Source organism: Rhodopirellula islandica (genome assembly GCF_001027925.1).
Lineage (GTDB): Bacteria > Planctomycetota > Planctomycetia > Pirellulales > Pirellulaceae > Rhodopirellula > Rhodopirellula islandica.
In genome coordinates this window covers 87,640-100,854 of record NZ_LECT01000025.1, presented here as the reverse complement: position 1 = coordinate 100,854, position 13,215 = coordinate 87,640, and the positions used below count along the sequence as shown (strand labels likewise).

The window sequence follows — 13,215 nt, the reverse complement described above, 5'->3', positions numbered from 1 at the left end:
GAGTGGCGATCAACCCAGAAACACGAATGGCACGTCCTGGCTTTGCCTCACCGGAACGAACTCCCATCAAAGCCGTGTCTTGGATGCTTGACCGGCTTGCTCGCACACAAATCGGGGAACGGCGAAACCGGGCAGACGCGATTCTAACTCACGGATCAGCGCGCGACCACGATCCTGGTCGACTTCGAAGTGAGCCGCCCCACGAACTTTGTCCAGTTGGTGCAAGTAATACGGCATCACTCGCAAATCAATCAGCCTCCGGCACAACGATTCCAGCACCTCCGCGTCGTCGTTGACGCCTCGCAACAAGACGGCTTGGTTCAAAACCGGAACCCCCGCGTCGACCAATCGCATCAGCGCCGCGCCTGTTTCGGCATCCAGTTCGGCCGGATGATTGCAATGAACGACCACCCACGAAGTCAATCGAGAGGATCGCATTCGTTCGATCCATGCATTCGTCACTCGGGACGGGATCACAATCGGCATCCGCGTGTGCCAGCGCAACCGGCGGACGTGCGGAATCGCCTCGATTTGCTGCATCAAATCGGCCACCGAATCATCGGTCAGCGTTAGCGGATCGCCCCCGCTGAGCAGAACCTCTTCGATCGAATCCTGCTCCCGCAGGTATTTCAGGGCCAACTCGAGGTGGTCGCCGCGACTGCTGTTTTCGCTGTACGGAAATTCGCGACGAAAGCAATATCGACAGTGAATGCCGCAGGCGCCCGTTGTGATCGCGAGTGCACGACCGTGGTATTTGTGCAGCAACCCCGGTGCAACGGCGGCGTGCAAATCGCCCACCGGATCACTGCTGAAACCCTCGGGCGAGACGGCTTCCTTGGGCACAGGCAACACTTGCCGCAACAGCGGGTCGTTGGGGTCGCCGGGCTTCATTCGCGAAGCAAATTCCAGCGGCACAAACACGGGAAAACCGTGGTCTTCGGCGACCTGCGAGTTGTCGAGAACACCCGCTGGAGGGTCCAAATTCAGGTGTTGGCGCAATTCCCCCACCGAGCGAAGGGCCCGCTTCATCGAGCCACGCCAATTCGCGGTTTCGGGTTGTGCTTTGGTTTGCAAGGACTCTCGTTTCAACTCATCGCTTTTTTGCACAGAAACATCGTCGGAACCTTGGTTTTGAGGCGGTTCCCCCACCGGGACAAATTCGGTTTTGGCCGCTAAACTGCCCCCACGAACGTTTCCTCCCAGGACTCGGTTCACTGATTATTTTCCGTTTGGCTTTTCCGATTGATAGTGGAGCCCACCGTGGCAACGTACAACACCAGCGATTTTCGCAAAGGACTGAAGGTTCAAATCGACGGCGAACCTTATTTGATAACCGAAATGAACTTCGTCAAACCCGGCAAGGGCAACGCGATGTACAAGTGCAAGATGAAAAACTTGATTCGCGGCACCTCGCTGGACCGGACGTACAAAGGCGGCGACTCGCTCGAAGCCGCCGACGTGGAAACAACCACGGTGCAATTTTTGTATCGCCAAGGCCAAGACTACGTGTTCATGGACGGCACCACCTTTGAGCAATACGAAGTCCCCAACGACGTCGCCGGCGACATTTGGAAGTACCTCAAGGACGGCACCGAGTGCTCGATGACGCTTTACAACGGCGCCGCGATCGTGGTCGAGCCTCCTCAGCACGTGCACCTGGAAGTCACTGAGTGTGGCCCCGGAACCAAGGGCGACACGGCCACCAACGTCACCAAGCCCGCGCTCGTCGAAACCGGTGCTGAGTTCAACGTGCCTGGATTTATCAAAGAAGGCAACGTGATCAAGATCAACACCATCAACAACGAATACGTCGAACGCGTCAACAACTGACGACCCCTCATTCGGCAACGTGGTTGCTGGGAGGAATCAACGCTCGGAACAGTTCCGACGCAACCGGATTCGATGAATTCAGTCTCTCGAGGTCCAGATGGTCAACACGCTCTTCCTGCCCGAACTTCGCGAAATGCTGCAACTCGGTCAGGAGACTGACCTGCGGGAGTTCTGCGTGACTCTGAACCCTGGCCGCACGGCCGAGTTCATGGAAGGGCTGGAAGACGCCGAGGTCTGGGCGGTGTTGCAACACGCCGAACCCTACCGGCGAGCCGAGATTTTCGGTTACTTCGAAGAGGACCGAAAGCTGAACATGTTGACTCGGGAGCCGGCCGATCAAGCCGCCGAGTTGATCGAGGAAATTCCACCCGATGACCGCGTCGACCTGATTCACGCTTTGCCAACGGCAACGGTCGAAAAGATCCTGCCGCTGTTGCCGGTGATCGATCGCCGTGACATCGAACGATTGCGTTCGTATGTCGAGGGCACCGCTGGCTCGTTGATGACGACCGACGTGGCCAAGTTGGCCGAACGCTTCACCGCTCGCGAAGCGCTCGAAGAACTCAGTCGCCAAGCCAGCGACTTGGAAACGATTTACTACCTGTACGTCGTCGACGACAACAACTTGCTGCGCGGCATCGTGTCGGCTCGGCAACTGGTTTCCGCGATCAGCAACACCACCAAAACGCTGGGCGATTTGATGGAAACCGACGTCGTCGTCGCGCTCGTCGGCGAAGACCAAGAGTCCGTGGCGAATAAAGTCGAACGGTTCAACTTGCTGGCCATTCCCGTGGTTGATTCGGGACGTCAGTTGCTGGGCATCATCACTCACGACGATGTCATCGATGTTGTGCGAGAAGAATTGACCGAAGATGCCCAGCGCATCGCCGCTGTCGCACCGCTGGAAGATGACTTCCTGCGAATCGGGTTGATCAAGCTGTCGTACAAACGCGGCATTTGGTTGACGATCCTATTCTTCGCCGCGTTGCTGACCGCATTTGCCCTGCGGGCCTACGAGGATGAACTGAATTCCTTCGCGTGGCTGGTTTGGTTCATCCCGCTGATCATCAGCGCCGGTGGCAACTCGGGCAGCCAATCGGCAACCTTGGTCATCACCGCGATGACCGGTGGCGAAGTCAAGAACAGCGATCTACCGCGAGTGCTTTCGCGGGAATTCGTTGTTTCGTTGCTCCTGGGCAGCTTCCTCTCGCTGATCGGCTTTTTGGTTGCTCTGGCAATTGCCCCGACCGCCTGGGCAGCCCTCGTGATTCCCTGCACGCTGTTGTCAGTCATCTTCTGCGGCTGCATGTGCGGTGTCACGCTGCCAATCTTATTCAAACGAATGGGTTTGGACCCCGCTCTGATGAGCAACCCCTTTGTGGCCGGAATAGTTGATATCTTAGGCATCGTGATCTACATCAACGTCGCTCGCGTGCTGCTCGGCTGAGAACGGCTCGGCAGACGCAGTCCCTTCCGCGTCCCGCCTCACACTTCTTCGACCTACTCTCTGAAAGGACCGTTTTATGTCTTCATGGCCCCTTGGTGTATTTGCTTCCATCGACGCGGGACTGGGAGTCGCTTGGCCAGTCATTCGTGAACTGGGAGTGCCAACGATTCAGCTGCACGCCCCACACGCTGGCAACCGAACCGCCGAAGCCGCTCAACAATTCAAAGCCCAGTTGGATGAATACGGCGTCCAGTGCACCGCCGTCTTCGGTGGGTTCGAGGGCGAAAGCTACGCCGACATTCCAACCGTGATCAAAACCGTCGGTCTGGTTCCACCCGCGACACGCCAATCACGCTTGAAAGAGATGATGGAAATCAGCGACTTCGCTCGCTTGCTGGGCGTTGACTGCGTGGCGTTGCATGTGGGATTTGTTCCGCATGATCCATCCGATGAAGACTACGAAGGCATCGTCGAAGTCACCCAGCAACTGTGCGACCACTGCCGATCCAACGAACAGTTTCTGCACCTGGAAACCGGTCAGGAAACCGCGGACGGACTGCTGACGTTCATCGACTCGGTCGAACGCGACAACCTGAAAATCAACTTCGATCCCGCCAACATGATTCTGTACGGATCCGGCGACCCCATCGAAGCCCTTCGAAAAGTGGGCTCCCATGTCCGCAGCGTTCACTGCAAAGACGGCCTGTGGAGCGATCAGCCTGGCGTCACGTTTGGACGCGAAGTCCCCCTGGGACAAGGCGACGTCGGCATGGAAACCTACCTGCAGACGCTTCGAGAAATTGGATACGCCGGCCCCCTGACGATCGAACGCGAAATTCCGGAGGACCCCACGCGTCAAAAGGCAGAGATCGGAGACGCAATCGAACTGCTCACCAAGATTCGCGCCGAAGTGTTGGTTTAGCGTCGCTTGAACAACGAATGAGGTCGCGGAAGGGCGCGAGCCTTTCGGTTCCTCCCAGGGCGGCTTTTGCTGAGCCGCTGAAAACAGAGAGTCAACAGACGTCGTATTTGCGAGGCTTTCCTTAGGAAATCGATTTCACGAGGGATCGATTTCCCAAGTAGGCCGGATCAAGCCGCTTCGGCGCTGCTCCGGCAGATGAGCGGGCGTTGCCAGGCAAGTCATTGCCGGATGGGCGTCGCAAAGCCTCCTTCATCCGGCCTACGTAGACGAGCACGCTCATATGAGTCACTCATCAAACCGACGACTTCCGGGATCACATTCCACCCGTCAAAATCCCCATCCGAGGAGAGGTCTTCCAATGTCTCGTGTCCTTCCAACTCTGGTTTTTCTGCTTGTTTGGCAAGCAAGCAGCGCCGTCTCTGCCCAGAACGAGACGAAGAAGCCCCCCAATGTCTTGATGGTCGCCGTCGATGACCTCAATCATTGGTTGACGTTCATGGGGCGGAATCCTCAAGCTCAAACGCCCAACTTTGATCGACTGGCCAAGATGGGCGTGGCGTTCACCAACGCCTACTGTGCCGTTCCCGCTTGTGAACCATCTCGATGTGCGTTGATGGGTGGGCGTCGCCCTTGGACAACCGGTTGCTACAAGAATGGCGACCAGTGGAAGACGTACCAACCCGCGGGCGATGGCCTGTCCGCTCAATTCCTGAAAGCGGGATACAACGTTTTTGGTGCGGGTAAGATTTATCATTCGATGGACTACCATCCCTCCGAATGGACCGCTTACATGTCCAAAAAAGGTTTGTCTTCGAACGGTCCCGGTGTTCAAAAGATGGATGGATTTCACAATGACAAAGTCCATCCCGACCTGCAGGATGAGGACCTGATCGATTGGCACACCACGAACTATTGCATTGATCGATTGAATGAGGGATCCGACCAACCATTCTTCATCGCCTGCGGTTTGTACAAACCCCATTTACCCTTTGTTGCTCCCAGAAAGTACTACGACGCGTTTCCTCTGGATTCGATTCAGCTGCCGCCCCACCGCGAAAACGACCTGGATGATTTGCCCCCAGCCGGTCTGCGGATGGCTGGTGCCGACAAAGACCATAAGAAATTCTTGGAATCTGGCCGCTGGAAGGCTGCGATCCAGTCCTACCTTGCGACCTGTGCCTACACCGACATGAACCTAGGCCGGTTGCTTGATGCGTATGAAAGCAGCCCGCAAAAGGACAACACGATCCTGGTCCTGTGGACCGACCACGGTTGGTCGCTCGGCGAAAAACAACACTGGCGCAAGTTCGCTCTGTGGGAAGAACCAACGCGAACCCCGATGATCTGGGTCGTGCCTGGAATGACGTCTCCCGGAACGCTTTGCGAACGAACCGTCGATTTGATGTCGGTCTATCCAACGCTGTGCCAATTGGCAGGCCTTCCCATCCCGGATCACGTGGAAGGTCGTGAGATCACATCGTTGCTGGAGAACCCGACCTCCGAGTGGAATGTTCCCGCGATCACGACGCACGGGTACGAGAATCACGCGGTGCGAAGCGAACGGTATCGCTACATCCGATACGCCAACGGGGACGAGGAACTGTACGACAGCCAAAACGACCCGTACGAGTACGAGAATTTGGCTGGCAAACCGGAGCTCCAAATCGTCAAGGACGAGCTGGCGAAATGGTTGCCGAAGGATGCCGTGAAGCCCACGCGCTAACCGAACCGGCATCCCTGCCGAATCCACGCCTTGATCGCGACTTCCCTGCAGCTTGCAGAAGGCGGCATAAAACCAGGGCGTTGCCCTGGGCTGATGAAGATGAAATCAACCAGGCGGTTTGGGCGGTTTCCGACGAATGGTATTCATACGGCGTTTGTCGCTATTGAAAAAGTTAAAGTGCAAATTGACAATTGTAAAATGCCGGAATGCGTGGATAAAATCGCATCAATTTGCATTTTTCAATTGTCAATTTAACTTTTTCAATGAGTTGCATTCGGTTCGCACACTTACCATCCTGCCAACATTTTTATCAGCCCAGGCGTTGCCCTGGGCTAGAGTAGGATCCGCCCGTTGGGCTTGTGGCGCATCTGCGACGGGTGCGTCTTTCAAAGGTGGGCGTCCTGCTGTCAACCGGCAACGCGCAGCAGCGACCGCAGTCCAGGCTCTCGGGAGTTCCCACAGCTCCGAAAGGTGCCAGGCACCTTCTGAAGATTCACGTCTGCCGCCGCTCCGCGGTTGTTGGCTCCCACCCCAACACGCACAACCAGTCACGGAGCGACGGCAGCCGAAAGCCTTGGGGTTTCACCCCAAGGTCAGCCTTTGCCGAAGGCATGAAGCCTCGAAGGTGGGCGTATGCTCCCGGCACCCTCAACGGTTGGCGGGGAATGCGGGCGGGTCCAGAGGGACGGCGCGGAGGCGATTTGGTTTTGACGCAGAGGCGGTGAGACGCGGGAACGCTGAGACTCACCCGTTGTCCAGAACTCAACTTCAATCTTCCAACATGTTGAATCCGCCAATACACGCACCCTCTCTCGCGATTCGGATCAGTCGGCGAAACCGCATTTGCGGAGCAGGTGACAGGAAAGAACCGTCGCTACGAAAAAACCCAGTTGGGAATTCCAACTGGGTTTCGTTGTTTGGATTGATGCGACGTTGTATCAATCGTCGGTCTTTTCGGCTTTCTTTTGGAAACCTTTGCTGAACGCTTTGTCGTTGAAAACCAACTCAGCTTGCTTCTTGTCTTCGGTGCTTTCGACTTTGCCTTTGCAATTGTTGCAGCAGAAAGCGACTTTGGCACCGTCAACCGTGATGAGTGTTTCGGCGTTCAGGTCGCCGCCACTGAAGGGGCAGGCTTTCTGTTCGTACTGCTTGGTTTGCACCAGTTGACGGTTGGCCTGAGTTGAAAACGTCTCGGGCGTCTTGGCGAACTTGCCTGCACAGCCGTTGCAACAGAAGAACACCTTGCCTTCTTTGTACTCCGCCGATTTGCTGGCCTGGGCGTCGCGAGGTGCGACGACGCATTTGACGTCTTTCAGGTCCACCGCTTTCTCGGCAACATCGGCGGCGACCACGGTGGTGGCGGCGACCAACAGGACAGCCAGAGCTGAGATCCAACGTTTAGCCATCGTTTGACTCTTTCCAATCAAAGGAAACGGATCGCCGCCGAAAATCGTCGAGCGGCGAATGGACGCAGTTTGCGAACGTTCAAGCTAAGTCGTGGGGGGGCCCGATGTCAAATCCGGATCGCTGGGTTTCGCCGCCGATTTGGCTTTCATTCGGGCTCGCGCGGCCTCCCAAGGGCTGAGTGGAGCCGCAGGGACTTCCTCCGCCGGTGCGGGTGCAGCGGGCGACTCGGGCTCGATTGCGGATTCAGGCTCAGCGGCTGGTTCGGGCTCGACTGCAGGTGCCGGCTCGGATGCGGGTTCCGGCACGGATGCGGGTTCCGGCACGGCCGGCGGTTCCGGGGCGGCTGGAAGCACATCTGCCGGCACTTCAGCAACCGGCACTTCAGCAACCGGCACTTCAGCAACCGGCACTTCAGCGACCGGTTGAGCTTCTCGCTCAGCTTCAGGGGTCGCCGCTTCCACGACGGGCGCCTCGGGCTCGGATACTGCTTCCGACTCAGGATCGAACACAGAAAGCTCTGGCTTCGCCTCCCAAGGTGAAACTTCGGCAACCGGTTCGCCCACCGGATCGGGGTTGGTTTCGGCCACGGGAGCCGGACCCGGCTCGCCTGCGGCCTGAATGGTTGCTTCGGGTTCCGAGCTCGGCCAAACCGATTCGGAATCGTCGCCCGCGAACTTTTCCGCGGCCAATCGCTCTTGTTTCTCTTGTTTTTTGGCCAATCGACGCGCGACATGCTGAGCGGCCAAGTCCTCCATCGAATGCACCGTTTCAGGTTGCTCCCGGCCGGTTTGCTTCAAATACAACTCGGCGATGAATTCCTTCAGGGGCTTTTTCCAAGGCTGGTCCTTGATATTCGAGTAGCTAGGAAATCGGCGTGGTTCCAGCCCCAATTCCCGAGCCATTTGGACCTCGGCGTGCGTCAAACTGTATTGTTTCCGGATTGTTATCCAGGGCAGAAATTTGTGTGGGATTCTGGCTTTTTTGTTCTTCGCCATGTGGTTTTCGTGAAATTGTGGGGAGATTCTTGGAGTGCGTCGTCGGTGGGTCGGTCTTGACGTTTGATGTGGGAGCACCGTATTGAAGCAGAAGTGTTTCAACGCGTCAGTGCGTCGACACGGTCGAAAATGGACTTTCGACTATCCCGCATCAATTTCACGGAAGAGTCTCGCCATGACTGCTGGTACCCCCGGCGTCCCTCTGCTGGATGTCAATCGCGACAACGCCCCGCTCCGCGACGAGTTTCTCGAAGCGTTGACCGAAGTGCTCGACAGCGGCCGTTTCCTGTTTGGCCCGGATGTCACCGAGTTGGAAAACGAAGTGGCAGCTTACACTCAAACGCCCAACGCGGTCGGATGTGCCTCCGGAAGCGACGCTTTATTGCTGGCGTTGATGGCCCTGGACATTCAACCGGGCGACGAAGTCATCGTGCCCAGCTTCACGTTTTTCGCGTCGGTCAGCTGCATCACCCGACTGGGTGCGACGCCGGTCTTTGCTGACATTCTACCCGATACCTACAACGTCGATCCAGAATCAATCGCGTCGTTGATCACCGAAAAAACAGCCGCGATTATTCCGGTTCACTTGTTCGGTCAGTGTGCCCAAATCGATCGGATCTGCGAAATCGCGGCCGAGCACAAGATTCCCGTCGTGGAAGATGCCGCTCAAGCCATCGGTGCCGCCTACAAGGACCGGCCTGCCGGCAACTGGGGGACCGTTGGTTGCTTCAGCTTCTACCCCACCAAAAACCTTGGCGGGATGGGTGACGGCGGAATTCTGACCGCAACGGACGCCGGGTTTGCCGATCGTCTGCGATTGTTCGCAGGTCACGGCATGCGTCCGCGTTATTACCACCAAGTCGTCGGCATCAACAGCCGCTTGGACACGTTCCAAGCCGCCGTCCTTCGCGTCAAACTGCGTCATCTCGATGCCGCCGTGGAAGCCCGCACAATCAACGCCAATCGCTACACCCGTTTGCTAACGGAAGCCGGTTTGGTGAGCGATGACCAGTTGGTCACGCCCTACCACGACCCCCACGCTCGCCACGTTTGGAACCAGTACACCCTGCGAGTTCCCGGCGGCCGTCGAGATGCTTTGCGAGCTCATTTATCGGAGCGCAGTATCGGATCCGAGATCTACTATCCGGTGCCGATGCATCACCAAGAATGCTTCCAAGACGTCCCTTTCCGCCACGACGGATTGAAACACACCGAAGCGGCCAGCGCGGAAGTGCTGAACCTGCCGATCTTCCCATCGTTGACCGAAGCGGAACAAATTCGCGTTGTCGAGTCGGTGGCGTCGTACTTCCAACAAGCCAACCGCGCCGCGGCTTGAACGAAGCAGAATCTCTGAACGGGCGAGTCTCCAAAGTCACCGGACTTCTGGAGCCTCGCCCGATCTTCATCCAAGACGGCTCTCTGAATCCCTCCTCTCGATCTTTCGATTCAGCCATGACTGTGACTCACAATCAGTCGAACCTTCTCTTCCTCCGAAACACGTCACGTCCCTTTCCAAGGGCGTCTCGCTGGAAACGGCTGGGTGCGTTGGTGATCTTGAGCGCGTTGTTGGTGCCCTCGTTCGCCCTCGCTGATGAGTCCAAACTGGCCTCCGCCACAGGCCTGCTTTTGCAACAAACGCACGGTGCCGATTGGGAAGAAGCGCTTTCCACGGCGCGCACCATCGCCGCCAACGAGAGTTCCTCGATTCGATCCATCGCCGCGTTGGTTCAATTGGCTCGCCGCTTGGACGCCACCGGCAACCAAGTCGAAAGTGCAGCGGACGTGCACGACATGGCCGCCTACGCCGTGATGCGTCTGAAAGAAAACGACCCTGATGCGCTGACCGCGGATCAAGCCGCCAATTTGTTGCTGAGCGCCGCCAACGGCCTGTCTCGTTCCAGCCGGCACATGGACGCACACCGCTGGCTCAACGAAGTCCACCAGTTCGGCGTGACCACCCCGGAATGGACGGGGACCTGCATGACCGTCGCCTCGGGATTGCTGGACGAAGGCCATCTCGACCAAGCACAATCGACCTATCAAATGGTCATCGAAAGCGGCGACAGCCCTCAACTGGCCACCGCCCGATTGGGACTGGCTTGGTGCACCGCCATGTCGGGCGAAGACGACCTGGCTGCCTTGACTGCCATCGACCAGTTCTTGCAGCACCATGCGGACCACGCGGATGTGCCATCCGCGTTGCTGATGAAGATGTCCTGTCAATTTCGGACCGGAAAATCCGACGCAGCGGATCAAACACTGCAGCAATTGCTCTCTCAACATCCGGATTCGGGGGCCTGCCTGCAAGCCATTGTCTCGCACTGCAACAACCATCCACTGGAACCGTGCGACGGTCCACTGGCAGAGCATTTGATCCAGCACGCTGATCGACTCGTTGCCTCGCCCCAATTCACATCGATGCTGAAACCTTCCGCCATTGGGTTGTTGGTGTCCGCCGAACAAGTGCACGCCGATGCGGAGCAAGCGTTTGCCAATGCGATCGCGACCCGCGACGAATCGGGCGACACGACCGCCGCGATCCTCGAACACCTGACTCGCAACGACCAAGATGCAGCCGCGCAACGAATCGCAGTGCGTTGGATCTCACCCGTCGCCGCCAGCAGCCCGCAATCGGACCAAGACGCCGAAGCCGTCATCACGGCCGGTGTTCGCGAATCGGCTTGCCGCTGGGCGGGCCGAAGCTCGAACTGGTCCATTCTCGCGATGGCCGCCAAAGACGAAGAAGCGTACTTGGATGGAAACGAACAAACGTCCCAACTTCGCGGACGCAACTTGCACGTCGAACGTCTCTTCGCAGAAGCCCTGTTGCAAACCGGCGATGCCAAGTCGTCGCTGAAATGGTGGCAACGCATCGTCGACGAAGGTGGGGCGGAGGACTTCCCCACCCTGCTTCGCCTGGCCGAAACCGCCTCCTCATCCGGGTCGATCACCGAAGCCGCCCAGCGACTCGCCGCCGCTCGTGCAGCCATCTCCCCCACCTCGCCTCAGTCGGCCTTGGTGAACTTGCTGGCCGCTGACGTGGAAATTCGCCAATTGAATTTTGACCGCGGGCGTTCGCTGCTCGAAAGCGTCGTGAGACTCGGGTCAGCCGACGAAGACGCTCGCGGCCGAGCTCAATGGATGATTGGCGAAACCTACTACATGCAAGAACGTTTTGGCGAAGCGATCGATGCCTACCGATTGGTCGAAGGCATCGGTGGCGAAGGCCAATGGACCGCCGCGGCCCTGGTGCAAGCCGGCAAATCCTTTGAACAATTGGGGCGGACACGCGAAGCCGCCGTCTGCTATTCCACTTTGGTGCGTCGCTTTGCGAACAGCCAACATGCGACCGGAGCCCGCCGCCGATTGGCCGCGTTGTCACCGGACGCCTCCTCTGAATCCCCACTTCGACGATGAATTCACATCGAAACGAGACTCGTCCCAACGCCAACCGGGTGCGTCCAACGCTCGCGGTCGCGTCGCGATTTTTACCGGTCGTCGTGCTGACGATTGGGTTGTCGATTTGGTCGAACTGGCATGGCGCCGTCATCGCTCAAAACTACGGCAACCAAGGTTTCAACCAACCGCGAAGCAACAACGGGTTCGGCAACAACTACAACACCCCGTACAACTCCGGCGGAACTCAAAACTCCTTTGGCGGGGGGCAATTTGGTGCCTCCCAACCGGTCGCCCAAATCGCATCGAACACCCCCGGCGGCAACGCGGGTGGCATGTCGATCCCAGAAGCCCCCGCGACGGATCAACTTGCGGGAGAAGGCGAAGCTGCCGATGGATCCGAAGCCAGTTGGGAACCACCCGCATTCATCAGCAAGATCGCTGAAGGCGGCATGCTGATGATCCCATTGGCGGTCTGCTCACTGATTGTCTTGGGTCTGTCGATGGAACGCATGATCGCACTGCGTCGCAGTCGCGTGATCCCCAAACCATTCGTTCGTCGATTCACCGAATGCGTCGAAGACGGCCAACTCAGCTATGAAGAAGCCACTTCGATCTGTGACGAATTCGATTGCCCGGTGGCAGAAGTCTTTCATGCCGCGGTCCGTCGATGGGGCCGACCGATGATGGAAATCGAACAAGCTGTGATCGATGCGGGCGATCGCGTGGGCGATTCACTGCGTCGTTTCCTGCGAGTCTTTCATGCGATCAGCAACGTGACACCGCTGATCGGATTGCTCGGCACCGTCCTGGGAATGATCCAAGCCTTCGAAACCATTGCTGACCCCAGTGCGGGCGAAAGCGATTTGCTGGCCTCGGGAATCAGTACCGCGCTCATGACCACCGCCGGCGGACTCAGCGTCGCGATTCCTGCGTACTTGGCTTACATGTACTTCGGGGCCAAATCGGATGGCTACCTCGGCGAAATCGACAAACTCTGCCAACGAGTGATCGATTGCATTTCCGCCGAAGGACTTGAAAACGCAGGCACGGCCAAGGCTCCTCGTAAACGACGGGCCGCCTGATGAAACGCAATCGCGGAACCGAAGAGGCCACGATCAACCTGACACCGATGATCGATGTGGTGTTCCTGCTGGTGATCTTTTTCATGGTCAGCAGCAAGATGGACGCGAGCGACAGTGGCGTGCAAGTCAATGTGGCTTCTGCCGACATGCAGTCGATGGCCCGCACACCCGATCAACGGATTGTCGAAGTTCGCAACGACGGTTCGCTAATGTTGGACGGCACTCCGATGTCGTCCGAACAATTGACAGAAACTTTGAAGCAACAACGTTCGGTCTATCCCGGCCTGCAAGTTTCGGTGCGTGGCGACAGCGACAGTTCGCTTCACCACGTCGTGAAAGTCATGCGTCAAATTGAACTCGCCGGCGTGCAAAAGATGGGCGTCAGCGAACGACGCTAACCCGTTTTTGAT

At 57.7% G+C, this 13,215-nt stretch carries 11 protein-coding genes; 8 read left to right on the top strand and 3 right to left on the bottom strand.

The genetic code is table 11. The features are described 5' to 3' along the window. Positions 1 to 66 precede the first annotated feature (66 nt). Positions 67 to 1,215: an EF-P beta-lysylation protein EpmB gene (gene epmB / locus RISK_RS12600; RefSeq protein ID WP_047814656.1), complete on the bottom strand. Its 1,149-nt coding sequence runs from the start codon at positions 1,213 to 1,215 to the stop codon at positions 67 to 69. A gap of 45 nt (positions 1,216 to 1,260) precedes the next feature. On the opposite strand from epmB, the gene efp reads away from it, so the two are divergent. From efp to RISK_RS12580, 4 genes are all read left to right on the top strand, one after another. After that, positions 1,261 to 1,830, top strand: a complete 570-nt coding sequence (gene efp, locus RISK_RS12595; protein ID WP_236696252.1) for an elongation factor P — start codon at positions 1,261 to 1,263, stop codon at positions 1,828 to 1,830. Between the two features lie 97 nt (positions 1,831 to 1,927). Next, a complete protein-coding gene (mgtE, locus tag RISK_RS12590) occupies positions 1,928 to 3,277 on the top strand; it encodes a magnesium transporter (RefSeq protein ID WP_047814654.1) in 1,350 nt (449 codons plus the stop codon). A gap of 76 nt (positions 3,278 to 3,353) precedes the next feature. Continuing rightward, positions 3,354 to 4,199 carry a sugar phosphate isomerase/epimerase family protein gene (locus RISK_RS12585; protein WP_047814653.1) on the top strand — a complete coding sequence of 282 codons (846 nt, stop codon included), beginning with the start codon at positions 3,354 to 3,356 and terminating at the stop codon, positions 4,197 to 4,199. Between the two features lie 358 nt (positions 4,200 to 4,557). Then, entirely contained in the window at positions 4,558 to 5,922 is a 1,365-nt protein-coding gene (locus RISK_RS12580) for a sulfatase (RefSeq protein WP_047814652.1), read from the top strand. 938 nt (positions 5,923 to 6,860) lie between these two features. On the opposite strand, the gene RISK_RS12575 is transcribed toward RISK_RS12580, so the two are convergent. Together RISK_RS12575 and RISK_RS12570 are read right to left on the bottom strand one after the other, a co-directional pair. Further along, positions 6,861 to 7,328, bottom strand: coding sequence for a hypothetical protein (locus RISK_RS12575; RefSeq protein WP_047814755.1), 468 nt, complete (start codon positions 7,326 to 7,328; stop codon positions 6,861 to 6,863). A gap of 84 nt (positions 7,329 to 7,412) precedes the next feature. Then, positions 7,413 to 8,324 (bottom strand): hypothetical protein, encoded by a 912-nt coding sequence (locus RISK_RS12570; RefSeq protein WP_047814651.1) that lies wholly within the window; start codon positions 8,322 to 8,324, stop codon positions 7,413 to 7,415. 175 nt (positions 8,325 to 8,499) lie between these two features. On the opposite strand from RISK_RS12570, the gene RISK_RS12565 reads away from it, so the two are divergent. From RISK_RS12565 to RISK_RS12550, 4 genes are all read left to right on the top strand, one after another. Then, positions 8,500 to 9,660, top strand: coding sequence for a DegT/DnrJ/EryC1/StrS family aminotransferase (locus RISK_RS12565; RefSeq protein WP_173442655.1), 1,161 nt, complete (start codon positions 8,500 to 8,502; stop codon positions 9,658 to 9,660). Positions 9,661 to 9,776: 116 nt separating this feature from the next. Continuing rightward, positions 9,777 to 11,741 (top strand): tetratricopeptide repeat protein, encoded by a 1,965-nt coding sequence (locus tag RISK_RS12560; protein ID WP_047814754.1) that lies wholly within the window; start codon positions 9,777 to 9,779, stop codon positions 11,739 to 11,741. Continuing rightward, entirely contained in the window at positions 11,738 to 12,805 is a 1,068-nt protein-coding gene (locus RISK_RS12555; protein ID WP_047814649.1) for a MotA/TolQ/ExbB proton channel family protein, read from the top strand. Before RISK_RS12560 ends, RISK_RS12555 begins: the two co-directional genes overlap by 4 nt. Then, on the top strand, positions 12,805 to 13,203 hold the full coding sequence (locus RISK_RS12550) for an ExbD/TolR family protein (protein WP_047814648.1): 399 nt from the start codon (positions 12,805 to 12,807) through the stop codon (positions 13,201 to 13,203). The genes RISK_RS12555 and RISK_RS12550 overlap by 1 nt, the downstream gene beginning before the upstream one ends. Positions 13,204 to 13,215 lie beyond the last annotated feature (12 nt).